The 22,650-nt window shown below is 63.8% G+C and carries 30 protein-coding genes; 13 read left to right on the forward strand and 17 right to left on the reverse strand.

Annotation, left to right across the window (positions count from 1 at the left end; all coding sequences use genetic code 11):
• Positions 1 to 53: 53 nt before the first annotated feature.
• On the reverse strand, positions 54 to 524 hold the full coding sequence (locus J2X62_RS09135) for a nuclear transport factor 2 family protein (protein ID WP_027494954.1): 471 nt from the start codon (positions 522 to 524) through the stop codon (positions 54 to 56).
• 292 nt (positions 525 to 816) lie between these two features.
• Here J2X62_RS09135 and J2X62_RS09140 point away from each other — a divergent pair, with 292 nt between their 5' ends.
• Positions 817 to 1,362 (forward strand): tetratricopeptide repeat protein, encoded by a 546-nt coding sequence (locus J2X62_RS09140; protein ID WP_052060783.1) that lies wholly within the window; start codon positions 817 to 819, stop codon positions 1,360 to 1,362.
• Complete coding sequence (locus J2X62_RS09145) at positions 1,359 to 1,790, forward strand: PPOX class F420-dependent oxidoreductase (protein ID WP_032389469.1); 432 nt, start codon at positions 1,359 to 1,361, stop codon at positions 1,788 to 1,790. The genes J2X62_RS09140 and J2X62_RS09145 overlap by 4 nt, the downstream gene beginning before the upstream one ends.
• 95 nt (positions 1,791 to 1,885) lie before the next feature.
• Here the strand turns inward: J2X62_RS09145 and J2X62_RS09150 are convergent, their stop codons facing one another.
• Together J2X62_RS09150 and J2X62_RS09155 are read right to left on the reverse strand one after the other, a co-directional pair.
• Positions 1,886 to 2,341: a DUF3237 domain-containing protein gene (locus J2X62_RS09150; RefSeq protein WP_310179855.1), complete on the reverse strand. Its 456-nt coding sequence runs from the start codon at positions 2,339 to 2,341 to the stop codon at positions 1,886 to 1,888.
• 1 nt (position 2,342) lies between these two features.
• A complete protein-coding gene (locus tag J2X62_RS09155; RefSeq protein WP_197077467.1) occupies positions 2,343 to 2,861 on the reverse strand; it encodes a phenolic acid decarboxylase in 519 nt (172 codons plus the stop codon).
• A 60-nt stretch (positions 2,862 to 2,921) separates the two neighbouring features.
• On the opposite strand from J2X62_RS09155, the gene J2X62_RS09160 reads away from it, so the two are divergent.
• Entirely contained in the window at positions 2,922 to 3,365 is a 444-nt protein-coding gene (locus J2X62_RS09160) for a MarR family transcriptional regulator (RefSeq protein ID WP_310179856.1), read from the forward strand.
• 115 nt (positions 3,366 to 3,480) lie between these two features.
• Here the strand turns inward: J2X62_RS09160 and J2X62_RS09165 are convergent, their stop codons facing one another.
• From J2X62_RS09165 to J2X62_RS09175, 3 genes are all read right to left on the reverse strand, one after another.
• Positions 3,481 to 3,975 (reverse strand): hypothetical protein, encoded by a 495-nt coding sequence (locus J2X62_RS09165; protein ID WP_310179857.1) that lies wholly within the window; start codon positions 3,973 to 3,975, stop codon positions 3,481 to 3,483.
• A gap of 117 nt (positions 3,976 to 4,092) precedes the next feature.
• On the reverse strand, positions 4,093 to 4,962 hold the full coding sequence (locus tag J2X62_RS09170) for an AraC family transcriptional regulator (protein ID WP_094665913.1): 870 nt from the start codon (positions 4,960 to 4,962) through the stop codon (positions 4,093 to 4,095).
• An 89-nt stretch (positions 4,963 to 5,051) separates the two neighbouring features.
• Positions 5,052 to 5,921 (reverse strand): helix-turn-helix transcriptional regulator, encoded by an 870-nt coding sequence (locus tag J2X62_RS09175; RefSeq protein ID WP_310179858.1) that lies wholly within the window; start codon positions 5,919 to 5,921, stop codon positions 5,052 to 5,054.
• 129 nt (positions 5,922 to 6,050) lie between these two features.
• Between J2X62_RS09175 and J2X62_RS09180 the strand changes: the two genes are divergently transcribed.
• Positions 6,051 to 7,124: an aldo/keto reductase gene (locus J2X62_RS09180; protein ID WP_310179859.1), complete on the forward strand. Its 1,074-nt coding sequence runs from the start codon at positions 6,051 to 6,053 to the stop codon at positions 7,122 to 7,124.
• Between the two features lie 22 nt (positions 7,125 to 7,146).
• Here the strand turns inward: J2X62_RS09180 and J2X62_RS09185 are convergent, their stop codons facing one another.
• Positions 7,147 to 7,608: a GNAT family N-acetyltransferase gene (locus J2X62_RS09185; protein ID WP_310179860.1), complete on the reverse strand. Its 462-nt coding sequence runs from the start codon at positions 7,606 to 7,608 to the stop codon at positions 7,147 to 7,149.
• 112 nt (positions 7,609 to 7,720) lie between these two features.
• On the opposite strand from J2X62_RS09185, the gene J2X62_RS09190 reads away from it, so the two are divergent.
• A complete protein-coding gene (locus tag J2X62_RS09190) occupies positions 7,721 to 8,446 on the forward strand; it encodes a haloacid dehalogenase type II (protein WP_310179861.1) in 726 nt (241 codons plus the stop codon).
• A gap of 1 nt (position 8,447) precedes the next feature.
• On the forward strand, positions 8,448 to 8,675 hold the full coding sequence (locus tag J2X62_RS09195; RefSeq protein WP_032389475.1) for a hypothetical protein: 228 nt from the start codon (positions 8,448 to 8,450) through the stop codon (positions 8,673 to 8,675).
• A 24-nt stretch (positions 8,676 to 8,699) separates the two neighbouring features.
• On the opposite strand, the gene J2X62_RS09200 is transcribed toward J2X62_RS09195, so the two are convergent.
• Positions 8,700 to 9,149, reverse strand: a complete 450-nt coding sequence (locus J2X62_RS09200) for a MarR family winged helix-turn-helix transcriptional regulator (protein ID WP_032389476.1) — start codon at positions 9,147 to 9,149, stop codon at positions 8,700 to 8,702.
• Positions 9,150 to 9,216: 67 nt separating this feature from the next.
• On the opposite strand from J2X62_RS09200, the gene J2X62_RS09205 reads away from it, so the two are divergent.
• Entirely contained in the window at positions 9,217 to 9,897 is a 681-nt protein-coding gene (locus J2X62_RS09205; protein WP_310179862.1) for a hypothetical protein, read from the forward strand.
• Between the two features lie 6 nt (positions 9,898 to 9,903).
• On the opposite strand, the gene J2X62_RS09210 is transcribed toward J2X62_RS09205, so the two are convergent.
• The 3 genes from J2X62_RS09210 to J2X62_RS09220 all read right to left on the reverse strand — a co-directional run bounded on the left by J2X62_RS09210 (position 9,904) and on the right by J2X62_RS09220 (position 12,143).
• Entirely contained in the window at positions 9,904 to 10,116 is a 213-nt protein-coding gene (locus J2X62_RS09210) for a hypothetical protein (protein ID WP_027494940.1), read from the reverse strand.
• A gap of 16 nt (positions 10,117 to 10,132) precedes the next feature.
• A complete protein-coding gene (mraY, locus tag J2X62_RS09215) occupies positions 10,133 to 11,203 on the reverse strand; it encodes a phospho-N-acetylmuramoyl-pentapeptide-transferase (protein ID WP_027494939.1) in 1,071 nt (356 codons plus the stop codon).
• A 115-nt stretch (positions 11,204 to 11,318) separates the two neighbouring features.
• Positions 11,319 to 12,143 carry a helix-turn-helix transcriptional regulator gene (locus J2X62_RS09220; RefSeq protein ID WP_230074833.1) on the reverse strand — a complete coding sequence of 275 codons (825 nt, stop codon included), beginning with the start codon at positions 12,141 to 12,143 and terminating at the stop codon, positions 11,319 to 11,321.
• 67 nt (positions 12,144 to 12,210) lie between these two features.
• On the opposite strand from J2X62_RS09220, the gene J2X62_RS09225 reads away from it, so the two are divergent.
• Positions 12,211 to 12,588, forward strand: coding sequence for a VOC family protein (locus J2X62_RS09225; protein WP_032371440.1), 378 nt, complete (start codon positions 12,211 to 12,213; stop codon positions 12,586 to 12,588).
• Between the two features lie 19 nt (positions 12,589 to 12,607).
• The gene (locus J2X62_RS09230; protein WP_310179866.1) at positions 12,608 to 12,994 is read left to right on the forward strand and encodes a VOC family protein; all 387 of its coding nucleotides are present in this window, start codon (positions 12,608 to 12,610) and stop codon (positions 12,992 to 12,994) included.
• Positions 12,995 to 12,998: 4 nt separating this feature from the next.
• Here J2X62_RS09230 and J2X62_RS09235 read toward each other — a convergent pair whose 3' ends face one another.
• The 3 genes from J2X62_RS09235 to J2X62_RS09245 form a co-directional block, all read right to left on the reverse strand.
• Positions 12,999 to 13,391 carry a VOC family protein gene (locus J2X62_RS09235; RefSeq protein WP_222069314.1) on the reverse strand — a complete coding sequence of 131 codons (393 nt, stop codon included), beginning with the start codon at positions 13,389 to 13,391 and terminating at the stop codon, positions 12,999 to 13,001.
• On the reverse strand, positions 13,388 to 13,909 hold the full coding sequence (locus J2X62_RS09240; RefSeq protein WP_032381985.1) for a DUF664 domain-containing protein: 522 nt from the start codon (positions 13,907 to 13,909) through the stop codon (positions 13,388 to 13,390). The genes J2X62_RS09235 and J2X62_RS09240 overlap by 4 nt, the downstream gene beginning before the upstream one ends.
• A 122-nt stretch (positions 13,910 to 14,031) precedes the next feature.
• The gene (locus J2X62_RS09245) at positions 14,032 to 14,649 is read right to left on the reverse strand and encodes a LysE/ArgO family amino acid transporter (protein ID WP_032400921.1); all 618 of its coding nucleotides are present in this window, start codon (positions 14,647 to 14,649) and stop codon (positions 14,032 to 14,034) included.
• A gap of 75 nt (positions 14,650 to 14,724) precedes the next feature.
• Between J2X62_RS09245 and J2X62_RS09250 the strand changes: the two genes are divergently transcribed.
• Positions 14,725 to 15,579, forward strand: coding sequence for a LysR family transcriptional regulator ArgP (locus J2X62_RS09250; RefSeq protein ID WP_371832713.1), 855 nt, complete (start codon positions 14,725 to 14,727; stop codon positions 15,577 to 15,579).
• A gap of 1 nt (position 15,580) precedes the next feature.
• Here the strand turns inward: J2X62_RS09250 and J2X62_RS09255 are convergent, their stop codons facing one another.
• Together J2X62_RS09255 and lat are read right to left on the reverse strand one after the other, a co-directional pair.
• Complete coding sequence (locus J2X62_RS09255; RefSeq protein ID WP_027494931.1) at positions 15,581 to 15,985, reverse strand: hypothetical protein; 405 nt, start codon at positions 15,983 to 15,985, stop codon at positions 15,581 to 15,583.
• A gap of 73 nt (positions 15,986 to 16,058) precedes the next feature.
• Positions 16,059 to 17,354 carry an L-lysine 6-transaminase gene (gene lat, locus J2X62_RS09260; protein WP_161631828.1) on the reverse strand — a complete coding sequence of 432 codons (1,296 nt, stop codon included), beginning with the start codon at positions 17,352 to 17,354 and terminating at the stop codon, positions 16,059 to 16,061.
• A 157-nt stretch (positions 17,355 to 17,511) separates the two neighbouring features.
• Here lat and J2X62_RS09265 point away from each other — a divergent pair, with 157 nt between their 5' ends.
• Together J2X62_RS09265 and J2X62_RS09270 are read left to right on the forward strand one after the other, a co-directional pair.
• Positions 17,512 to 19,047, forward strand: a complete 1,536-nt coding sequence (locus tag J2X62_RS09265) for an aldehyde dehydrogenase family protein (RefSeq protein ID WP_057473178.1) — start codon at positions 17,512 to 17,514, stop codon at positions 19,045 to 19,047.
• Between the two features lie 16 nt (positions 19,048 to 19,063).
• Entirely contained in the window at positions 19,064 to 20,296 is a 1,233-nt protein-coding gene (locus J2X62_RS09270) for a hypothetical protein (protein ID WP_152530362.1), read from the forward strand.
• A gap of 22 nt (positions 20,297 to 20,318) precedes the next feature.
• Here the strand turns inward: J2X62_RS09270 and J2X62_RS09275 are convergent, their stop codons facing one another.
• Positions 20,319 to 22,025, reverse strand: a complete 1,707-nt coding sequence (locus tag J2X62_RS09275) for a cutinase family protein (RefSeq protein ID WP_371832718.1) — start codon at positions 22,023 to 22,025, stop codon at positions 20,319 to 20,321.
• A 104-nt stretch (positions 22,026 to 22,129) separates the two neighbouring features.
• Here J2X62_RS09275 and J2X62_RS09280 point away from each other — a divergent pair, with 104 nt between their 5' ends.
• Positions 22,130 to 22,642: a GNAT family N-acetyltransferase gene (locus J2X62_RS09280; protein WP_287454766.1), complete on the forward strand. Its 513-nt coding sequence runs from the start codon at positions 22,130 to 22,132 to the stop codon at positions 22,640 to 22,642.
• The last annotated feature ends 8 nt before the right edge of the window (positions 22,643 to 22,650 follow it).

Here is a 22,650-nt window from a genome sequence, read left to right on the forward strand (position 1 = left end):
GTCACATTGAGTACCCGGGGAAAGGGGCAAAACCGGGGGAGGGGAGACCGAATCTAGAGTTGGCGCAATTTCCGCTCGAATGCGTCGATGCGTGTGGTGTCCTCGAAGAAGTCCTCTTGCGAGACGATTTTGCCCCAGCTGGTGCGGACAAGGAGCACCGTTCGGTTGCTGTACAACTCGGTGCCGTCGGCTGCGTGTGCTTGGTCGTCGAAGCGGACGAGGAGGGTCATGCGCCAGGGGGCTCCGCCGCTGTAGATTTCCGTGACCTGCCCGCGGATGCCGGCGGCGACGAAGTCCTGGAAGAACTTTTCGATTGCCGGTCGTCCGCGGTGGGTGCCCGACCATCGGCTGTCACCGTCGGCGAATTTGAGCACCGCGTCTCGGTGGAACGACGAGAGCAGTGGGCGATAGTTTCCGTTGTTGAGCGCCTCGATGTCTCGCTGCAACTTGAGGGTCAGCACTCGCATCAGCAGAAGCTTGCATGCGAAGGCCGTCGAGATGCCGGCCAGAAATCTCAGTTGCATGGCTATACGTTTGCTTACCGTTCACCGACGTGTCAATCGAGTGGGACGTTTCGAGACCCGGCTTCACCCAGGTCGGTGGTGGTGCTGTTCACCATCTTTTCGAGTTCGCAGCCCGGCCGATACCGTCGATGACGACTCACATCGATATCGTGTACTTCGCTTCGGTTCAGAGAGCATCACAGAGTGAAGGTTCCAAGCGTAGGCATGCTCTGCAACGATGGACTGGTAAGGGGACGAACGTGAGCGCATGTCGCTTGTCGGTAGCTGTCCGGCCGAATTTCGGGGGGCCCAGATGGACTCCATAGCTGCGTTCTGGTGCCACGCAGATGACGGCGAGCCTGCTCTGATGCGGTCGGAGATGAATCAGTTGCTCTCGGCGACAAGGCTTTCCCGAGCACGGACACTGTTCGAACGTGCGTCGCTCGAGGATTTTCTGGGCGAAGAATCGGCTGCGATTCCGTTGTACGAGGCGGCGCTGTCGAGTGGGCTCGATTCCGTGCACGAGAGCAAGGCCAGAATTCAGCTCGCCAGTTCGCTGCGTAATGTCGGCCGACTCCAGGAGGCGTCGCGTGTGTTGGAAGACTTCGAGTTTTCCGACGAATTCTCCTCTGCGCGAGATGCATTCATTGCCCTGATCCTGTGGGATCTGGGCGATGGTGCTGGCGCGCTGAAGGCGGCACTGCAGGCAGCGAAGCCTGCGCTCGGCACATACCGTCGCGCAATCGGAACTTATGCCGACGACCTCCCTACCGACAGGCCGAGGAACAGCGGCACCGACGACCGTGTTGCCCACCATGATCGTGCCAGTTCGTTCGACGACCCCGAGGTGAAGCCATGACCAGCGGAGCATTCGATCCACACGACCTCCTCGAGCGCAGCCGACTCGGCGTACTCGCCACGATAAAAGCGAGCGGCCTGCCGCAACTGTCGCCGGTGACGCCGTTCTACGATCGCACCGAGCGAACAATCAAGATTTCGGTCACCGAAGGACGAGCGAAAACGGCCAACCTACGCCGAGACCCGCGCGCTGCACTCGAAGTGACCAGCGCCGACGGCAAGGCCTGGGCAACAGCAGAAGGATCCGTCACCCTCACCGGACCGGGCGCGAACCCGAACAGCCCCGAAATCGATGCGCTGGTCGACTACTACCGCGCCGCCGCCGGAGAGCACCCCGACTGGAACGAATACCGCGCCGCGATGGCCGCGGATCGCCGAGTTCTGGTGACCATCGCCGTCGACCACGTCTATGGCGAAAGCCTCACCTGATCGCCCCGGCAGTCCACTCGATGTGCCATTGACCCCCCGAAAAGGCCACTGAATGTGCCATTGAGTGCACTGGGGTCGGTGCACATCCGCCTCCGTCATGTGAGTTGGTAGACGTCCAGTTCGACGGAATCCGGTAGACGCTCACCGGTGGCCACGAAGAGTGTTCCGTTCATCCAGCTGAGGGAGTCGGCGGACGTCGACAGTCGGGGAATGGTGCGGAAGTAGATTCGGTCGGCGGGAACCTGCTCGCCGCGAGTCAATGCGTCGATGTCCTGTTCGCTGCCGGTGCGAACCCCGACGTTGTGGACCGAGATCCGTTCGCCTGTGTCGGTCTCGAGTGCATATCGGGCGTCGAGTTCGGTGACAGTGGCCGATCTGAGGACCTGGTGGTCGGCGCCGCCGGCCAGGACGCGTCCTCGTATCACCGGCCCGTCGACGGTCCCACCGAGGATCGGCACGAGGCGTCGATGTCCGTCGCTGACCTGGCCGAGATCGATGGGCTCCCCGACCGTGACGGACAGGTGCGCGACGAACGTCAGATCGGGGCGCACGTCAGTTCGTTCGGTCCGCGAAGCCGTCGGGAAGATCGCCAGGTGCGACGGACACGATGGTCTCGTCGTCGGCTCCGACGTTCTCGAAGAGCGTGATCGTGGCGAACTCGGGGACGACATAGATGGGGTAGGTCGGTCCGGCGTCGCGGTACGCACGCATTTCGTCGAGGTGATCGTTCTGGTAGAGGACCGTTTTGGTGCCGTCCAATTCGATCCACTGCGGGAAGAAGATGGTTCCGTGCAGACGACGCTTGCCTGGGATGACGTTGACGACGACCGAGGTTCCGGTGGGCTCGTTCCACGAGATCTTGTAGACGTCGTCGTCGAGCTGGACGAGATCGACTTCCTGGTCCTTGACCCAGCGTCCGCCGACCATGCCGGTGTGAATTCGGTAGTCGATCGTGGTCGCGTTCTTCACATACATCTCGTACTGCCAGCTGTTGGCGTACGTGTAGATGAAGCGATGCCCGACGATGCCGCTCAGATCTTGGCTGGGGATGGGGTTCTCGACTGTGGTCATGGTCTTCATTTTGTCACAAAACTATGTTTGCGGCAAAACTATCTGTGCGATCATCGACGCATGGACTCCACCGCAACGGAATTGGGCCGACAGCTGGGGCCCCTGCGGCGATCACTGCTCCGGGCGACGCGGGATGTCGCGCAGTTGCCCGACATCGCCGACTCGCACATCGAGGTGATGCGAGCCCTCGCAGCAGAACCGTCCATGAGTCCGGGACGCCTTGCCACTCGCCTCAACCTGGCCCGATCCACCGTGAGCAACCTGATCAGAGCGATGGTCGACGCCGGCCTGGTGGAAAGATCGATCACCGCGGGTGACCTTCGAGGGGCGACACTCACCGCATCGCCGAAAGCTGTGAAGCTCCTCGCCGAATACGACACGGCGAGCTCCCGAGTACTCGCGGACGCACTGGACGAACTGAGTCGACACAACCGCGAGGCCATCGCCGCAGCTCTGCCGGCCTTGGCGGAAATCACGAGCATCCTCTCCCGCCGCAGCTCCTGATTCTCGGCGGTGCGCCCGCACCCATGCAGTCCACTCGATGTGCCATTGACCCCCGAAAAGGCCACCGAATGTCACATTGAGTACCGGGATGTCGTGCTAATGCTCCCTGTTTCGATCAGCGACGCGTGTTGATGTCAAGGACAAGCCGAGGAGTGCGCATCTGACCGACTGTCGGCCACCAGCGGTGTGCGGGATACGACAGTCGAACCACGAAGTAGTTGACGAATTCGACAACGGCGAACAGCCACACGACGAGCAGTGCGACGCCAATTCCGGCGCTCGACGGGAACCATACGACGACACCGATGAGCCCAGCCGCCAACAATGGAACGTTTGCGACTCGACATACGCGATAGAACGCGCGAATGACCGGTGGCATCGGGTTGAGTTCGACCCAGGATCGCGCCATCAACCAGTAGATCCCCGCCTGCACGAGGACGGCGAGCAACGGAATGAGAACGGACCACATGGCGAGAGACTCCTCTCGACCGTCGAGCCGTGGTTCTGCCATGGTGAGCGCAATCGAAGCAAACACCGCTGCGGCGGACAGCTCACCCAGGCCGAGCGACAGATACCGTCGCCGCAACGCGTTCCGGCGACCACTGGACATCACGCCAGATTAGTCATGAGTTGGCACCGACACCCGCCCCCACAGTCCACTGGATGTGCCATTGACCCCCGAAAAGGCCACCAAATGTCACATTGAGTGACCAGGGCGGGCGGGAAGTCATTGGTTGCGGGCAACCGGGATCCAGAGTTCTCCCGCTCCCGATGACCAGTCGGGCGTGTTCTCGGTGACGGTCAGAATTTCCGGGCCGGGGGTGATGTGGAAGGGGTGGGAGGGGAACCACTCGCTGAATGCGTCGGCCCAGAGTTGTTGTAGTGCTGGGGCGAGTGCGGTGTCGCTGCGTGTTTCGAAGACCGCCCATGTCGATGCGGGGACGCTGAGGGAGTCCAGGTCGGCCGGTATGGGGGCTGTGGTGGCGACGGCGAAGTAGTAGTCGAAGAGACTGCCGTCGGTTCGGTCGGCCTCGAAGCCATCGCTGACGAAGAGGATGTGGGGGAGTTCGGGCAGGTCGGCGTGTCGGCGGAGTTGTTCGCCGAATCCGGTGGGCAAGGTCTGGTGGAACTGGGTCATGGCGGTGTTCTCGCCGTGGAATGTGAGGGGGATTCGCGTCGATTTGCCGATGATGTGGAATGCGGGCAGTTCGGTGATGCGGTAGTCCATGGTGCTCTTTCCTTCGATGGTCAGGTGAAATGCCAGTGGTGGTCTGGAGCGGAGGGTGGTCCCTGGCTTGCGGGCGTGGGATGGTGTGACCCCGTGCATGTCTCGGAATGCGCGAGTGAATGCGTCACCGCTGTAGCCGTACTTGGTCGCGACGTCGAGCACCCCGTTGCCGGCGAGAATGTCTGCGGCTGCCAACGACATTCGCCGTTGTCGGATGTACGCCGACAGTGGGATTCCGGCCAGTGCGGAGAACACGCGTCGAAAGTGATAGTCGGACGTGAGGGTGATGCGAGCAAGCTGTGCCGGGTCGATGTCGTGGTCGAGGTTGTCCTCGATGTAGTCCAGTGCTGCATTCCATCGTTCGAGCATGTGCCGGTGGCCTTTCCTTCGTTCTGGTGACAACGATAGGGAGGCGCAGGCACGGCTGGCTCGACTTTTCGAGCCCGGCTGCGTCGGGTTCAGATGGTGCGCAGATGCCGTCCGCGTCGCCGCGCACGGAGGCGACCGAGTTCGGCCAACGCGGCATGCGATTGTGCGTCGGCCGGGCGATAGACGATCAATCGAAGATCCGGGTCGCCGAGTGGAGTGAGGACGTCGAACGTCACGGTCACCGGGCCGACGAGCGGGTGCCGCATCGGCTTGTCTCCCCGGCTTCGTATCGATACTTCTCGTGATTGCCAGTATCGCGAGAATTCGGCACTGCCGTGTTGGAGTTCGTCGATCAGCAGGGCGAGGTGAGTGTCGTGCGAGTGGTCGACCCACGCGGCACGCAAATCGGCGACGGCACCGCGGACGACGTCATCGCGTGACTCGTAGAAGCCGTCGAATAATTTGTCCAAGAAGCACATTCGGAGGACATTACGACTCTCGGCGGGCCGTTCGTCTATGTCGAGCAGCAGGGCGGCCATGGTTTCGTTGATGGCCAGGATGTCGAGTCTGTAATCGAGGACCATGGCAGGCAGCGGCTCGACGTCGTGTACCAACTGGGCGATTCCGTCGGGAATCTTTCGGTCGGTGGGCCGTTCGGGTGCACGATGCCCCGCCAACGTGAACAGGTAGCCCGTCTGGTCGCCGGACAACTTCAAGGCCCTCGACAGTGACCCCACCACCTGGGCGGACGGTCGGATATCACGGGCCTGCTCGAGCCGCACGAGATAATCGACGCTGACACCGGCGAGCGCGGCGACCTCCTCGCGCCTGAGTCCGGGGGTCCGGGAGGCCCCGATCCGCGGCGGCAGACCGACGTCGGACGGAACGAGCGATTCACGTCGAGACCGCAGGAAGGCCGCCAGTTCTCGGCGGGCCATCTCCGTTGGCGTCGTGGTCATTCCACACAGCGTAGGTCAATTCGGACCAGTCAGCCTGGTATCGCGCGTCCCAGGATGACCATGACCTTCCCGCTTCTCGACCGGACCGGCACTGTGAGCCGGACGGATCGATCGAGAAGGAGACACACGATGACACGGATGGACGACTATCGACTCCTGGGACGCTCGGGACTGCGCGTGGCACCGTTGTCGTTGGGGGCCATGACATTCGGGGACGCCTGGGGGTGGGGAGCCGACAAGCAGGAGTCGAAACGCATCTTCGACGCTTATCTGGACCTCGGAGGCAACATGATCGATACCGCGAACATCTACACCGACGGTCAATCGGAGCGGTATCTGGGGGAATTTCTCGAAGGTTGTCGCGACTCGGTTGTCGTATCGACCAAATATGCGGCGACGCGCGATCCGGCGGACCCGAATGCGGGTGGCGGCGGGAGAAAGAGCCTGCGTGGTTCGGTCGAGGCCAGTTTGCGGAACCTGGGCACCGACTACATCGATCTGATGTACCTGCACGCATGGGACGGTGTGACGCCGAGCGACGAGATCATGGCCGCCCTCGGTGACTTGGTGCAATCGGGAAAGGTTCTCTACCTCGGTATTTCGGATACCCCGGCCTGGGAGGTCGCGCGAATGCAGACCCTTGCGCAGCTACGCGGATGGCCACCGCTGTCCGCACTTCAGGTCGAGTACAGCCTGATCGAGCGCACTACCGAACGCGAGTTGTTACCGATGGCAGCAGATCTGGGTCTCGGTGTGGTTCCGTGGTCACCCCTCGGCGGGGGTGTGTTGACGGGCAAGTACGCCGGTGCCGACCTCGAAGGCGCGAGCTCGAATTCACCGGCGGGCAGTCGGCGCGATCACGCGAGGTCTAACCGAACACTGACCGAACGTGGGTTGCGCACAGCCGATGTCGTCGTCGAGGTGGCAGGAGAGCTGGGTGCGACTCCGGCCCAGGTGGCGTTGGCATGGACGCTGCTGCATCCCGCCGTCGTCAGTTCGTTGATCGGTGTGCGGACGGCAGAACAGTTGCAGCACAACATCGGTGCCCTCGATGTCGTTTTCGACGAGTCGCAGTTGGCTCGGCTGCATTCGGTCAGCGCCATCGACATGGGCTTTCCGCACGAATTCCTGGCGCGTCCGATGGTCCGCGGGGTCACGAGCGGGCGAACATCGGTGCGCCCACGTCCGCCGCGGTCCTGGTGATCGGACCTGGTGAGCAGTCGAATCAGGACGACGGTGATCGACGATAGGTCAACGGATCACCGTCCTGCACGACCGTGAAACCTGCTTTTTCCAGCACTCGGCGCGACGCGGCATTGCCGCGTGCGACTGTCGCAACCGACGCGAGGTTGCCCACGGTCTCGCGGACCTGGCCCAGCATCCGTCCTGCGCAGCCGCGTCCCCAGTGCTCTGGATGCACCCAGTAGCCCACCTCGACGTGATCGGCGCGACGGATGAGGCTCAGCAGTCCGACCGGTACCGCGTCTTCGACGCCGATCGACCACATCGGCAGGTCGGGTGTATCGAGGTCCGTCGTCGCCAGTGCGCGGTTGAATCGACCATCGAAACAGGTTCTTGTCCAGGGTTTTCCGTCGCCCACCCACCGCATGACTGTGGCGTCCGAGGCCATCGAGTACAGGAATTCGGCATCCGTGGCGGCTGCCGGCCGTAGCCGGGTCGACGTCACAACCGCCGACCATCGATCGGTCGAGGGTCGGCCAACCGCAGTACGATGCACATGACCTGCAGACGATAGAGGCATCCGGATCCGACCGCCACCGAATACCCAAGGGAGCCCGATGAACCTGGCCGACTACGACGTCTTGAGCTTCGATTGCTATGGAACGTTGATCGATTGGGAGTCGGGGATCGGCGACGTGCTCGGCGCATGGGCTGCGGATGCAGGATCGCCGATGTCCGAAGACGAATTGCTCGCCGCCTATGCCCCCAACGAAGCACAGGCACAGCAGGATTCACCGTCGATGCTCTATCCCGACATCCTGGCCGACGCATTCGGACGAACAGGCGACGCGCTCGGTATTCCGGTCACCCCGGAATGGTCAGGCAGACTCGCCGGCTCCGTTCCGGACTGGCCGGCCTTTCCCGACTCGGCGGACGCACTGGCATCACTCGCCGAGCACTACAAGCTGGTGATTCTGTCCAACGTGCACCGCGCGGGTTTTGCCGGTAGCAACCGTCGGCTCGGCGTTGAATTCGACGCCATCGTCACAGCCGAGGATGTGCACGCATACAAGCCGGCGGACAACCATTTCGATGCGCTCGACGCGATCCTCGACGACTTCGGTGTGCCCAAATCACGTCTGCTGCACGTGGCGCAGAGCCTGTTCCACGATCACGTCCCGGCGCGGCGTCACGGCCTTGCGTCGGTGTGGATCGATCGCAGACACGATCGGCCAGGGTGGGGCGCAACACCGGAGCCGAACGGCGACTACGGTTTTGCGATGCAGTTCCCGAGCATGGCGGAGTTTGCCGACGCGGCCCGTGGGGCGCACGGCAATGCGTAGGTTGAGCACCCTGGTTGGGCTGTGTCTCGGATTGATCGGCTCGTTCGGATACTTGCTGTGGGAGAACAGGCCGCGACGCATCAACTATGTATTCGTTGCCGACGATCCAAGCTTTATCCAATCGTTGTGGCAGACACACACAACGGCATTGATAGTTCTGGGCCTACCCATCCTCGGCGCTGTTCTCGGCCTCGTGGTCGGTGTTCTGTTCACCAGAAAGCGACGCTGACGCTGTCGTTTCCGGGCGACTGCCCTACCAGTGCCATGCGTCGCCGCCGACGTTCTCGATGGTTCGTTGCAGGACGCGGATGGTGGTCGCGAAATCGTCCTGACTGATTCCCTGCATGCGTTCGTCCTGCAGCATTCGTTGAATGTCCACGCCGCGGGCAAATCGTTGCTGACCTTCCGGTGTGAACTTCAGGCGTGAATCGGATTCGATGATCAAACCCTTCTCGGTAGCGGAGTCGATTGCGTCGACGATCGCTTCGGGCGTGTCGTTGTGTCCGATCGTGTCGATCGTCTTCGCTCGATCGGCACCAGCGGGATGCAGTGAAATCTGATGCAGGAGCCACCATTCGGCCTGGGTGATGCCGATGTCGCGGAGCACTCCGCGCGTTCGAGCGCGGACGGCCTCCCCGGCGCGGACGGTCCAGAAGCCGATGGGTTGCTTGTCGGGTGGTTGCATGGGGCGCTGTGTCGTCATGCATCGAACGGTAGAACCTGAACAATGCTTCAGGTCAAGAGACCGACTGGCCGGTAGAGTCTCGCGCGTGGACAGACCATCCGGCAGATCGCTCGTCGCAGTGCTTGGGGGCGTCGGCGCGGCCACAGGGACTGCGGCCGCAGTGGTGTGGCACGTTGCGATCACCGAACCGCCGGACACTCCTGGGACGGCACATCTGCGACCGAGCTGGTTCCCTGTGTCGCTGTATCTCGTTGCCGCCGGAGTGGCTCTGGCTCTGGTGGTGGCGTGGTTTCTCGTCGATTCCGGAATGCGCGTCGTCAGAGACCGTCGGTACAGTTCCGCCCACCTGTTCGCGTTGCTGATCGTCGTCGGTGCGGCGTTGGGAGCGGGCAGCGCCTTCGCGTGGACCCACTGGCCGCCGCAGCGGTCGGAGGCGGACACCGCGGCTCCATTGCTCCCCACGTTGATGTTCGTGGACTCGGGTGACGAGCCAACGACTCCAGCATCCGACTACGGCTGGACTTCGATGGACATTCACACTGCAGACACGTACTTCTCGGACACGTATGTATCGGACCTGTACAGCACCGATACGTCGTACATCTCTCGCGGTGAGCCGGAGTCGACCTTCACCCCGATCATCGGCAGTCCGTGGACGGTGTTTCCGGTCGGCGGTGCCGTGCTGGCCGCGGTGGCGGCATGGACGTTGTCGCTGAGGGATTTTCGGTTGACTGCGGTGTCGCGATCGGACCCGGATGCGCTCTAGCGAGCCCTACTCGTCCGTGCGCAGTTCGTCGACCAACGTGAACAGCCTGCCCAGGTAGTCGCTGTGAAAGACCTCGGTGGCGCGGATCTTTGCGTTTCCGTCGAGTCCGAATTGAAGGTTGACGAGTTCGACTCCGATGGCGACGCGTCGAGCATCGAGGGTCTCGAGTTCGGCGGCGAGAGCATCGACCTTGGCCAGCGGAGACAGTTCGTCGGTCATATCGGAATCGTAGAGGTCAGCCGACGGCCGCGAGGAATTCGCTGTAGAACAATCCGAGCCCCAGCGCCGACGCGATGGCCGCGAACAGCCACAGTCGGATGATGACGGTTGTTTCCGCCCAGCCACCCAGCTCGAAGTGATGGTGGATCGGTGCCATCCGGAACGGCCGCTTGCCGGTGGACTTGAAGGACGCGACCTGGATGACCACCGACGCGCTCTCGGCGACGAAGAGGGCTCCGAAGACAACCGCGATCAGCTCGGTCTTGCTGACGACCGACAGGCCGGCGAGCAGACCACCGAGTGCCAGGGAGCCGGTGTCGCCCATGAAGATCTTGGCCGGTGCCGCGTTCCACCACAGGAATCCGATGCACGCTCCCGCGGCCGCCGCGCACACGACAGCGAGGTCGAGGGGATCACGCACCTGGTAGCACCCGGCCACCGAATTGGTGGCGCACGATTGCCGGTACTGCCAGAACGTCATCACCGTGTAGGCGCCGAGGACGAGGGTCATCGAGCCCGCCGCCAACCCGTCGAGCCCGTCGGTGAGGTTGACGGCATTGGACCAGGCAACGACGAGAAACACACAGAACAGCACGAAGACGATCGGAGCCATCGTGAAGAACGTCGACTGACGCACCAGTGACAGTTCGACGTTGCCCGGCGTCAGCCCGTTGCCGTTGCGAAACTGCAGAGCCAGAACCGCGAAGATCACCGCGGCACTGATCTGCCCGACGTATTTTCCGGTGGCTTTGAGGCCGAGGCTTCGCTTCATCCGGAGCTTGATGTAGTCGTCGAGGAAACCGACGATGCCGAGGGCGGTCGCGAGACCGAGGATCAACAGCGCCGATGCCGACGGCCCGTCGCCTCCCATCGCCACGAGGTGGGAACCGAGGTAACCGGCCCACAGACCCACGATGATCGCGACGCCGCCCATCGTCGGCGTACCTCGCTTGGCTTGGTGGCTCGCCGGGCCTTCGACGCGAATCTCCTGGCCGAAGCCCTGCCGGGTGAACAGCGCGATGAGAAATGGCGTCAACAGAATCGAGACCGCCAATGCGATTCCACCGGCGACGAGAATGTTGATCATGCGTTGAAGCCCACTCTTCCTCTGTGCTGCGGTTGCCCACCGGGTGCTACCGAGCACCGCGGGATACTGTGCCAAACGAATCGGCAAAAGTCGCATTGCGTGACGAAGGTGTTACTCACAGTTGATACGTACCGGGAGACACACCGACCAGTTCGGTGAACTCGCGGGTGAAATGCGCCTGGTCGAACCATCCGTACCGCGCGGCCAGTTCCGCCAGCGACCCGCTGTATCCGTTGTCGAGATCACTGAGGGCGTCGTGAATCCGATATCGGCCCAGAACCCACTTGGGCGTCGCACCGACATAACGCTCGAACAACCGCTGTAGCCGACGAGTCCCGATGCCACATCTGTCCTCCACCTGGCCGACGCGTATCAGCGTCCGATCACCGAGCATCGTGCCGATGACATCCAAGACGATCTCGTACTCCGGCTCGACATCGTGGGCGTAGGGCTCGAGAACCGCGTCGACGACGGTTCGGCAGTGGTCGGCATCGTGCTGTGAGTCCAGTCGCGTCAACGCGGCGACGGTCTCCAGCCGGAACGGGGTGGGCGGAGCTACTGGGACGTCTCGCAGAGTTCGGGCCACGGTTCCGGTGAAGCTCGCGTAGCCGCCGGGTCGGAACTTGACGCCGAACACCCACCCGGAATCGGCGAGTTCGACGTCGAACCGTCGGGTCAGCACTCCGGTCACGACCACCGGCTCGGTGACGCCGGCGCGGGTCCAGCCGTGCTCGACGCTGAGCGTGCATGCCGGGTGGGGCAGGGTCGAGCTGCGATACGAGATGCCCGACGGCAGATCCCACCGAAGTTGCCAGTAGTTCTCGACCCACGGTTCCAACGACGCCGCACACGGCAGCCGGACCAGGTCGACATACTGCGCCAGCTGATCCGGCCGCAGGACACCGGCGTGGGTGGCTGTCGCATTTTTCCTATCCGGCACGGGCGTCAGTGTAGGAGTCTGGTCCGACACCTTCGAGAAACGATCGACGCTGTCGAGGAGAAACACCATGAACGATGCACCCGTGGCAACCCTGAAGATGGTCACGCTGGACTGCGGAGATCCCGAGGCCAGCGCGACGTTCTGGTCTGCGCTACTCGGCTGGACCGTCGTCCACGCGGAGAAGGATTACGCGATGCTGCAGGGGCCCTCCAGCGCGCTCGGATTCGGACGCGTGGAGAATTATCAGCGGCCGGAGTGGCCGAACACGAAGGGCAGCAAACAGTTTCACTTCGATCTCGCGGTCGACGATCTGGATGCGGCCGCGACAGCCGCAGTGCAGTTGGGGGCAACTGTGCCCGACGAGCAACCGGGTGAGACCTGGCGTGTGCTGTTGGATCCGGCCGGGCATCCGTTCTGCCTGACAAATGCCGCGAACTGGGGCTGACGTGGCTACCCTTGTCCGGGTGAAACCACGTCTGGCAGGAATCGAAATCGTCGTCGCCGATATGGCAGTTGCATTGGCGTTCTACCGCGTTCTGGGACTGGACATTCCGGCCGAGGCCGATGCCGAGCAACATGTGGAGGTCGACCTCGGTGGGGTTCGGTTGTTGTTCGACCTACCCTGGACGATCACCTCGTTCGATCCGACGTGGACCGCGCCCAGCGGAGGCCACCGCGTCGCGCTGGCATTCGACTGCGGCACGGCCGCCGGAGTCGATGCCGCGTGGGCCGCAGTGACCGACGCGGGGTACACAGGGCACCTGCAGCCGTGGGATGCGTTCTGGGGGCAGCGTTATGCCGTCGTGCACGATCCCGACGGCACCACCGTCGATCTGTACGCGAACGTGTGACCGGTCAGCTCACCGGAGCGATGATCTGAATCAGGTTGCCGCAGGTGTCGTCGAACACGGCGGTGATCACCGGGCCCATCTCGGTGGGCTCCTGAGTGAACCTGACACCCAGTCCGACAAGCTGATCGTGTTCGGCTGCAACGTCTTCGACGGCGAACTGGGTGAACGGAATGCCGTCGGTGAACAGTGCCGTCTTGAACGGGCCGGTTGCCGGATGGCCGCTGGGCTCGAGCAGTAGCTCGGTGCCCTCCGGCTCCTGAGGAGATACGACCGTGAGCCAGCGATCTGTTCCGCCCATGGGAATGTCGTGCTTGACCACGAAGCCCAGTACGTCGGTGTAGAACGCCAGTGCCTTGTCTTGATCGTCGACGAACACACTGGTGATGTTGATTCTCATTGCGGCCCCTCGCCTGTGGGCCCGCCGGTCAGTTCGACGGCGACGTCGAGGTGGCCGAGATGGCGGGCGTATTCCTGCAGTACATGAAAGCAGATCCAGATCAGGGTGGGCTGTTCTTCGGTGAATCGTCCACCCAGGGTGGCCACGTCGTCCATGCGATGAGACCGCAGCACCTGCTCGGTCAGTCGAGCGCCGTCGTCGAGGCGCGCGAGCAATGCCGCCGCCGGCACGTCGGTCGGCACATGCCAGGATCCGTCCTTCTTGTCCCCCCACGGATCGTCGACGGCGCGCCCGAGGAACCCCCAGACGAACCAGCGCTGTTCCATGTACACAAGATGGATGAGCATCTCGAGGGGAGTCCACTGCGACGGCACAGCCGACGTGGCCAGCGCGTCGTCACTCAACGCGGCGATCCGCCGGGCGAGCTCACCGCGGTAGAAGCGGAGGTACTCGACGAACAGGTCGGCGGGATCGGACAAGGAGGAATCGGGCTCCGGGAACGTCGTCAGCTGTGCCATGGGTCCTTCGTATCGGGTGGTGGGCTGCGTGTCCATTCTGTGGATGCGAAATCGGAATGAGGGCCGCGATCGAGAATTGTGGACACTCAGCTCACTGCTCGCGCTCCGTCGGCGCGGCAGACTCAGCCAAACAACAGCAGCGCGGCCAGGGTGAGCATCATGATTCCGATACCGAGATCGAGGACCCGCCACGCCGTCGGCCGCGCGAACAGGGGGCTGAGCACGCGCGATCCGTATCCGAGAGCGGTGAACCAGAGCACGCTGCCCAGCACGGCACCGAGGGCGAACCACCACCGAAGCTCGCCCGGCTGCCGGTTACCGATGGACCCGAGAAATACGACGGTATCGAGGTAGACGTGCGGGTTGAGCCACGTCAACGCGAGACACGTTGCGACAGCGGCGATCAGCGAGCCCCCACCGCCGCCGTCGGTGGTCATCGCCGCTGGGGTGCGGGCGCGGTTCAGCGCCATCACTCCGTAGACGAAGAGGAACAGCGCTCCGAGCACGGTGACGACGCGTAGCGCCAGCGGAAACCGGTCCACGAGGACGCCGATGCCCGCCACCCCGGCGACGATGAGCACGGCGTCGGACAGCGCGCATACCGCAACCACCGGCAGCACATGCGTGCGTTGCAGGCCCTTGCGCAGGACGAACGCGTTCTGCGCACCGATGGCGACGATGAGGGACAGGCCGACTCCCAATCCGGTCAACGTCGATTGTGCTGCGGCAAGCGAGGTCATGCTGTTCACGCTAGGAGTCGGCCAGCATTAGAGCCAGCGAATGTTTTTCACCATCGGTAAGTGTAGCTTCATATTGTGGAGATCGAGCAGCTCGGAGCGTTGAAAGCAGTCGTCGACGGTGGCACATTCGAGGCCGCCGCACGTGCATTGCATGTGACCCCCTCGGCAGTGAGTCAGAGAATCAAGTCGCTCGAAGCGTCGTTGGGGCGCACTCTTGTGCAGCGGACGAAACCGGTGGTGGCCACCCAATCGGGTGCGGCGGTATTACGCCTGGCTCGTCAGATCGATACGCTGACGGATCAGACGAGGGCCGAGCTCAACGACGACGGCGTCTCGGCCCCCATTTCGATTGCCGTCAATGCCGATTCGATGGCGACGTGGGTGCTGCCTGCGCTCGCGCCACTCGCCGGTACGACGACCTTCGATCTGCATCGCCAGGACCAGGACCGCACGGCCCAGTTGCTGCACGACGGAATCGTCTCTGCCGCAATCACATCGGTGTCCGAACCGGTCCGTGGATGTACTGTCCGATCCCTCGGTGCCATGCGCTACCGGCCGTCTGCCACCGAAAGGTTCATCGAACGATGGTTCGGCTCCGGTGCGACGACCGAGGCATTGAGCACCGCGCCGGTGGTGGTGTTCGACGCCGACGACCGATTGCAGGACAACTACTTACGGCACCGAGGCGTCGATTCGCATACTCCGCCCCGGCACCTCGTTCCGGCGTCCTCGGACTACGCCCGGGCGGTGGAACTCGGCTTCGGCTGGGGAATGATCCCGGACCTCCAGGACTGTGACTCGCTGACGTGCTTCGACGCCGACGGCATCGAAGACGTTCAGCTGTACTGGCAGCAGTGGTCGCTGTCGTCGCCTGCACTGCAGCGAGCGGCCGACGCCGTCGCAGCCGCGGCAGCGACCGTGCTGCGGTGAGTCACGCCGGACTGTCGTTCGGAACGATGTCGGGCTGCCCATCGCCGACGGGATCGAGAATCGCCGCCGCGCGGGCACCCCACCGCTCGTGCGCCGATTGACGAGACATGCCGACCGCCTGGCCGATGATCGCCCACGTCGCACCCTGAACGCGCAGCACCACAACGGTTTCGATGCCGTCGAGCCCCGCCGCCAGTTGCACACGAAGACTCAACAGATGCCACGCGAGGCTCCGTCGTGCAGGCAGGTCGGTCGACTGCTCTGCCTCCCATTCCGGTGTGCCCGGCAGTGGGCCGGTGCCGATGATCTCGTCGGCAATGCGACCGGCCTCGGTGGCTGCGGCCGTCACGACCGCCCGTGTTGCCGCAGTGATGTCGGCCTCGGCGGCCAGCTCGATCGGATCCATGATCCACCTCCTGTGTCAGGTTTATCCTGACAGAAGGCTGCGGCTGATGTCAAGGATTACCTGACGCGGTGGGTCAGAGCCGATTCAACACCCGATCGATGGACTCGATTGCCTGTGTCAGTTCGGCTTCGGTGACCGTCAGTGCCGGCCGGAATCGCACTGCCGCGTCGCCGCAGCCCAACGCGAGTACGTGCTCCTCGGTGCGCAACAGTTCGATCACTCGGTCGCGGGTCGTAGCGTCGGGCAGGGAGAAGGCGCACATGAGTCCGCGTCCACGAACCTCGGTGACCATCGCATGTCGAGTTGCCAACTCCTGCAACTGCTTCAGCAGCACTGTTCCGAGTCGGCCGGCGCGTTCGATGAGGTTCTCGGCTTCGACGACCTCCAATATTTTACGCGACCGCACCATGTCGGTGAGGCTGCCACCCCACGTCGAGTTGATTCTGGAGCTGACCGCGAACACGTGGTCGTCGATGTCGTCGACGCGACCGCCCGCCATCACGCCGCAGACCTGGACCTTCTTACCGAAGGCGACCACATCCGGGACGACGTCGAGCTGCTGGAAAGCCCATGCGGTGCCGGTCATTCCGGCTCCGGTCTGCACCTCGTCCATGACGAACAGTGCGTCGAACTCGTGGCAGAGTGCGCGCAGCTTCTGCAGGAAGCGGGGGCGGAAGTGGTGATCCCCGCCCTCGCCCTGGATGGGTTCGATGATGGCGCAGGCGATGTCGTGCGGATTGGCTTCGAAGGCCAGCCGCGCGGCCGTCAACGATGCGTCTTCGAGCTCGTCCATGTTCGCGTCGGATCTGATGAACGGGGACGGAATTCGGGGCCAGTCGAATTTCGGGAAGCGTGCGACCTTGTTCGGGTCGGTGTTGGTGAGGGACATCGTGTACCCGGAGCGCCCGTGGAATGCGTGCTCGAAGTGCATCACCTGCGAGCCCAGGGACGGATCGATGCCCTTGCGCTCGTTCCACCGGGACTTCCAGTCGAATGCCACCTTCAATGCGTTCTCCACTGCCAATGCACCGCCCTCGACGAAGAACAGGTGCGGTAGCCGAGCATCGCCCAGCACCCGGGCGAACGTGTCGACGAAGCGTGCCATCGGCACGGTGTAGATGTCGGAGTTGCTGGGTTTGTTCATCGCCGCCTGCAGCAGGTCGGCCCGGAAATCCGGATCGTCGGTCAGGGCGGGGTGGTTCATACCCAGGGCATTGGACGCGAAGAAGGTGAACAGATCCAGGTAGCGGGTGCCGTCTCGGGCGTCGACCAGGGTGGACCCGGTGGAGGCGTCCAGGTCCAGGACCAGCTCGAAACCGTCGGCCAATAGGTGTTCACCGATCACGCCGCGGGCGGTCGAGGCGTCGATGGGCACTCCGGTGCGCTGTAATACTTGCGTCATGATGACGAACATACGCGTTAATATTCCGTAAGCAAGACCATTGGGCAGGAAATAATACTGTTGTAACCCCCGTCGGTAGGCTTATGTCCGACGGTTCGATTCTCTCCACGGAAGGTGTACGCGCATGTCTGCATCCATCACCCACGACGAGCTGAGTGTGCGTACGCGCGCCATTCTCGACCGGCTGGGTGCGACGATCGCGCTCGACGTGCCGGCCGGTCCCGACGCGATCACCGCGAGATCGCCGATCACCGGCGGAAATTTGGCGTCGCTGGCATCGGCCTCTGCCGCAGACGTCGACGGTGTCATCGCGGACGCAGCTGCGGCGTTCGTCTCGTGGTCGCAGGTGCCGGCACCGGCGCGGGGTCAGGTGATCCGAGAACTCGGGGAACTGCTGCGTACGCACAAGGAGGACCTCGGCGCCCTGGTCTCCATCGAGGCCGGAAAGATCGTCTCCGAGGGGCTCGGGGAAGTGCAGGAGATGATCGACATCTGCGACTTCGCCGTCGGCCTGTCACGTCAGCTGTACGGCAACACCATTGCCACCGAACGCCCCGGGCATCGCATGATGGAGCAGTGGCATCCGCTCGGTGTCGTCGGCGTCATCACGGCGTTCAATTTCCCTGTCGCGGTGTGGAGTTGGAACACGGCGTTGGCGTTGGTGGCGGGCGACACCGTGATCTGGAAGCCGTCGGAGAAGACCCCGCTGACTGCCGTCGGCGTGCAGGCTCTGTTCGAGCGTGCTGCTGCCGCTGCAGGTGTCGATCCCAAGATCGCTCAGTTGGTGATCGGGGACCGAGCGTCCGGTGAAGCGCTGGTGGATGATTCGCGTGTTGCTCTGGTGTCGGCAACCGGTTCGACCAGGATGGGCAAGGCTGTTGCGCCGCGGGTTGCGCAGCGATTCGGGCGCGTGCTGCTCGAACTCGGCGGCAACAACGCGGCGATCGTGACGCCGTCGGCAGACCTCGATCTCACGACGCGCGGGCTGGTGTTCTCGGCTGCGGGTACGGCCGGTCAGCGGTGCACCTCGCTCCGACGCGTCATCGCGCATTCCTCGGTTGCGGACGAACTGGTGGCCAAGTTGGCCGCGGCGTACGAGACGCTGTCCATCGGATCTCCCTTGGAGAGCGACACTTTGGTGGGTCCGCTCATCGACGCGGGCGCGTTCGCCGGCTATCAGAAGGCGCTCGAGGCCGCCAAGTCCGACGGCGGAACGGTGGTGGTCGGCGGTGAGCGCGTGAATGTCGTCGACGAGTATTCGTACTACGTGCAGCCCGCGATCGTGACGATGCCCGCCCAGACCGACATCGTCAAGCACGAAACGTTCGCGCCCATCCTGTACGTGCTCACCTACGACACCCTCGACGAGGCCATCGCCCTGCACAACGATGTGCCGCAGGGACTTTCGTCGTCGATCTTCACTACCGACCTGCGTGAAGCGGAACGCTTTCTGTCGGCTGCGGGATCGGACTGCGGCATCGCGAACGTCAACATCGGTCCCTCCGGTGCCGAGATCGGCGGTGCTTTCGGCGGCGAGAAGGAAACCGGTGGCGGACGCGAATCAGGTTCGGACGCATGGAAGGCCTACATGCGCCGGGCGACGAACACGGTCAACTATTCCAACGAACTGCCCCTGGCGCAGGGAGTGAAATTCGGCTGACGGCATGATCGGCAGTATGAAAGTACTGTCGATGCTCTTGGCCGGTTTCGTTCTCGGCTATGCCATCAGTGACATCGGCCCCGTCGAGTCGCTGGTGAACAGCACTGCGGAATTCGGGTCGTTCTGGTCGATTGTCAACGGGCTCACAGTCGTTGCCGTCGCTGCCTGTGGGACGGCGGTCGCCGTGGCCCGGGTCAGTGCGCCAACTGCGACCATCGTGGCGATGGCAGCGCTGCTCGTCGTGGTGTTCCAGACCGTCGGAATGGTGCCCGGCATACTCGGGCACTGGGCCGCTGCAGTGGGCACCGGTGTGCTGCTGGGTGCGGCCGCGGTCTTGTCGGGACACCACCGTGGTGCACAGGCCGCCCTGGGTGTCTCGGTTGTGGGCGCCGGGCTGCTGGGTTATTGGCTCGATGCGCTGATGCAGGCGAACGACGGTCCCGTCTTCGTCTGGGATGTGGTCGGTGCCGAGGACGATGTGGCGCCCGAGCGCGCGATCGTCATGGTGATCGCTGCAGTGGCCGCGGCAGTCACGTTGTTCCTGGCACGCCGCCACGAGGTGGTGCAGCCACCCGAGACCCCGCGGATTCTGCTCGTCGGCCTGTCGCTGCCCGTCGTGGCAAGCGTCCTGAGCTGGATTGCGGCAGATGCCGATACGCGGAGCGTCGAGTGGCTCGGGGCTCTCGTCGGTATGACGGCTGCCGCGCTGCTGGCCTCGTTCCTACTTCCTGGGCGCGACGGATGCCTGCTGCTGGTGCTGTTCGCAGTGTCGGCGACGGCCCTGGGCACCTCCGGCTTCGCCGCGGGAGATGCCGTTCGGTTGTGCGCGAGCGCAGCACTGTTGGTAGTGGGAGCCGGGATCGGTTACCGGTGGCCGCAGCTGTACATCGGGCTGGGCGGCCTGTTCGTCATCGCTGCTACGAGCCTGACGGAGAACTACGTCGACATTCCGATCGTCTCGCAGTTCGCTCTGCCGCTCGTTGCGGCCTATGTTCTGGTCTCCGCACTGGCGACCTCGCCCGGATCTCTGGTGATCTCACTGCCGGCGGTGTTCGTCATGGCCCTGCCCGTGACCGTGGTGTCCGCCGGCTACACACCGTCGTTTTCCATGGATGAATCGGTCATCTCACGCACAAGCGAGCCCGACCACCTGGTGCTGTCGGTGGCCGGGCTCGTGGTTCTTGCTGTGGTGACGGGTGCCGCTGTTCTGCTGGCGCGTCGCTCACCCGTCGTGCGTGGAAACTCGTAGTGGGCTACGAGTTTCCACACACCTACGGGGTCGGTGCGACAGTCGTCGTCGGAGCTGCGGCCTCGGGGGTGACCGGCGTTTCCGTGGCGGGCGCGGTGACGCATACCGGCGGTGCGCCCTCGACGGGTGGCTCACCCTCGACCGGAGTCGTGCAGGCCGGTTCTGCAGGCTCGGCAGCGGGAGCCGGTGCGGGTGCCGGCACCTCGGCCGCGGGGGCGGGAGCAGGCGCAACGGGGGCGGCCGGCGCAGCGGGGCTGGTGGTGACCGGTGCCGGCGTCGTTGCCGTCGGAGTTGCCGTTGCCGAGGTGGTGGTCTCGGGTGTGGCGGCGATGGCCTGGATTGCTGCGCGGCCTGCCTTCTCCTGTACTTCCTTGGTCTTCACCGGCTCGCCCCGGTTGGCCTGCTCGGCCAGCTGGGTCAGCCAGGCTGCGGCGTACTGGACCGAGGTCAGTGGCTTGCCGTTGGCGGCGTCGGCGTCGCGCCAGTAGTCGAAGTGGTGTCCCGAGCCGGGCCCGAGGGTCAGGCCGTAGGGATCGTTCATGATGACCGGGATCGTGTTCTGGTTGGACGAGATGAACCCGGTGATCTCCTTGAAGATCTTCTGCGGCAGGTACACCATGTCGACCATCTGGCCGGTCTCGATCGGCTCTTCACCGTCGACCTTGGCCGAGACGGGGGTCGTTGCGGTGCCGGGCTTGTAGTTGGGCTCGGACACCTTGATCAGTACGTCGAGGAAGGTCTCGTCGCTCTGCATCCAATTGGGCTGCGACGCAATGTCGTTGAAGGCGTTGACTGCGATGCGTCCCAGTGCCAGAGCCAGGTCGGCTCCGGTGGCCGGGGTGAGGTTCTCGTTCTGCAGCGCATCGGCGTTGACCTGTCGACCGACGTTGGCGGCCAGGTGAATCAGCGACGTGTTGGCGGGCAGTGCGCAGGTCAGGTCACCGTCGGAGCAGAAGGACGCGACGCGTCCGTCGAGTGCGCCGAAGCCGCCCGACGTTCCCGGCAATGCACCCTGTCCGGGGATGGCGTTGTTGCCGTTCTGGTACTTGGTGTCGAAACCGTCCGGGTTACTGAACGGGTTCTCGGCACCGGGGAACGGTCCCTCTCCTGCGACGCGTCCCGCGTCGGCGAAGATGACGACGCCGACGACCTGCGAGGGGTCGATGATGCCGTACTTGCCGTCCTCGGGAACGGCCTGGTTGCCGATCTCCATGGCGGTGCGGCGAGCAACGTCTGCGCCTTCGCTGTAGCCGACGATGGCGAAGCGAGTCTTGGGGCAGGACGCGGAGATTTCCTTCATGATGGTCTGCGAGTTGGTGACGCCCGTCTGCACGGCGTTCTCGTAGCTCGCGAGGTCGGCCGGGTACTCGACGTAGACCGCGGCGTAGGAGTCGGGAACCACGTTGCCGTTGTTCGGAGCTCGCACGGCCTGGTCGATCCAGTCGCTCGAGTAGTCACCGGACATCGCTGCGGGGAGGCGGGTGCCGTCGGGCTTGGTCAGCCACTTGACGCCCTCGCGTGGGGTGTCGCCGCGTCCGCCGATGGCGATGCTCACCATGTCGTAGCAGGTCGATGTCGAGACCAGCTCGACGGAGGCCTCGACACTCGTTTCCGACGCAGACCAGGGTGCTGCTACCAGCACTCCGGCACCGAGTGCGCCGATCGCAAACGCGCTGAGCGCGATGCGCACACGCTTCGACTTGCCACCATTCATGTTTTCGATCCCCATCATCCACGCCCGAACCGATCCCGACTGCAATTGCCAGTGGGTTACCCGGCATTTCGTCGCTCGGATGGTTCGCGTTACAAAACGCTTCGTTTACCGTCGTGGACATGACTTTTCACGCTCGAATGACACCGATGGAATTAGCTCTGACCGATGGATCGACCTGCGTCGTGCGTGAGGCGGTGGCGTCGGACCTCGAGTCGATCGTGGCGCTGCTGGCGGACGACCAGTTGGGCGCGACGCGCGAATCCGTCGAGAACATGGACGGATATCGCACCGCTTTCGAGGACATTTCCTCCGATCCACGGAACGTGCTGGTCGTCGTCGTGCACGGTGACGAGGTGGTGGGAACTCTGCAGTCGACGGTCATTCCGGGACTGGCGCGAGGTGGTGCGTTGCGCGCTCAGATCGAAGCCGTACGGGTGGCCGCTACCTGGCGCAGCCGCGGGCTCGGTGGCGCGTTGATCGAGTGGGCGATCGAGGAGGCCACGCGGCGAGGGTGCGCTCTGGTGCAGCTGACGTCCGACTCGCGTCGAGTGGATGCCCACCGGTTCTACACCCGTCTGGGCTTCACTGCCTCACACGTCGGCTTCAAGAAGGCGATCGGCACTACCCACTAGATACCCTG

This window comes from Rhodococcus sp. 3258 (assembly GCF_031456475.1).
Taxonomy (GTDB): domain Bacteria; phylum Actinomycetota; class Actinomycetes; order Mycobacteriales; family Mycobacteriaceae; genus Rhodococcoides; species Rhodococcoides fascians.

Coding starts and splice junctions, on each gene's coding strand:
- J2X62_RS09170 (WP_094665913.1), bottom strand. CDS start 4,962: ATGCTCGAACGATGGAATGCAGCACTGGACTACATCGAGGACAACCTC.
- J2X62_RS09155 (WP_197077467.1), bottom strand. CDS start 2,861: ATGACCACAGTCGAGAACCCCATCCCCAGCCAAGATCTGAGCGGCATC.
- J2X62_RS09190 (WP_310179861.1), top strand. CDS start 7,721: ATGAACCTGGCCGACTACGACGTCTTGAGCTTCGATTGCTATGGAACG.
- J2X62_RS09270 (WP_152530362.1), top strand. CDS start 19,064: ATGAAAGTACTGTCGATGCTCTTGGCCGGTTTCGTTCTCGGCTATGCC.
- J2X62_RS09210 (WP_027494940.1), bottom strand. CDS start 10,116: ATGACCGACGAACTGTCTCCGCTGGCCAAGGTCGATGCTCTCGCCGCC.
- J2X62_RS09145 (WP_032389469.1), top strand. CDS start 1,359: ATGACCAGCGGAGCATTCGATCCACACGACCTCCTCGAGCGCAGCCGA.
- J2X62_RS09135 (WP_027494954.1), bottom strand. CDS start 524: ATGCAACTGAGATTTCTGGCCGGCATCTCGACGGCCTTCGCATGCAAG.
- J2X62_RS09140 (WP_052060783.1), top strand. CDS start 817: ATGGACTCCATAGCTGCGTTCTGGTGCCACGCAGATGACGGCGAGCCT.
- J2X62_RS09180 (WP_310179859.1), top strand. CDS start 6,051: ATGACACGGATGGACGACTATCGACTCCTGGGACGCTCGGGACTGCGC.
- J2X62_RS09280 (WP_287454766.1), top strand. CDS start 22,130: ATGACTTTTCACGCTCGAATGACACCGATGGAATTAGCTCTGACCGAT.
- J2X62_RS09200 (WP_032389476.1), bottom strand. CDS start 9,149: ATGACGACACAGCGCCCCATGCAACCACCCGACAAGCAACCCATCGGC.
- J2X62_RS09235 (WP_222069314.1), bottom strand. CDS start 13,391: ATGAGAATCAACATCACCAGTGTGTTCGTCGACGATCAAGACAAGGCA.
- J2X62_RS09245 (WP_032400921.1), bottom strand. CDS start 14,649: ATGACCTCGCTTGCCGCAGCACAATCGACGTTGACCGGATTGGGAGTC.
- J2X62_RS09275 (WP_371832718.1), bottom strand. CDS start 22,025: ATGGGGATCGAAAACATGAATGGTGGCAAGTCGAAGCGTGTGCGCATC.
- J2X62_RS09165 (WP_310179857.1), bottom strand. CDS start 3,975: ATGTCCAGTGGTCGCCGGAACGCGTTGCGGCGACGGTATCTGTCGCTC.
- mraY (WP_027494939.1), bottom strand. CDS start 11,203: ATGATCAACATTCTCGTCGCCGGTGGAATCGCATTGGCGGTCTCGATT.
- J2X62_RS09265 (WP_057473178.1), top strand. CDS start 17,512: ATGTCTGCATCCATCACCCACGACGAGCTGAGTGTGCGTACGCGCGCC.
- J2X62_RS09175 (WP_310179858.1), bottom strand. CDS start 5,921: ATGACCACGACGCCAACGGAGATGGCCCGCCGAGAACTGGCGGCCTTC.
- J2X62_RS09225 (WP_032371440.1), top strand. CDS start 12,211: ATGAACGATGCACCCGTGGCAACCCTGAAGATGGTCACGCTGGACTGC.
- J2X62_RS09255 (WP_027494931.1), bottom strand. CDS start 15,985: ATGGATCCGATCGAGCTGGCCGCCGAGGCCGACATCACTGCGGCAACA.
- J2X62_RS09240 (WP_032381985.1), bottom strand. CDS start 13,909: ATGGCACAGCTGACGACGTTCCCGGAGCCCGATTCCTCCTTGTCCGAT.
- J2X62_RS09160 (WP_310179856.1), top strand. CDS start 2,922: ATGGACTCCACCGCAACGGAATTGGGCCGACAGCTGGGGCCCCTGCGG.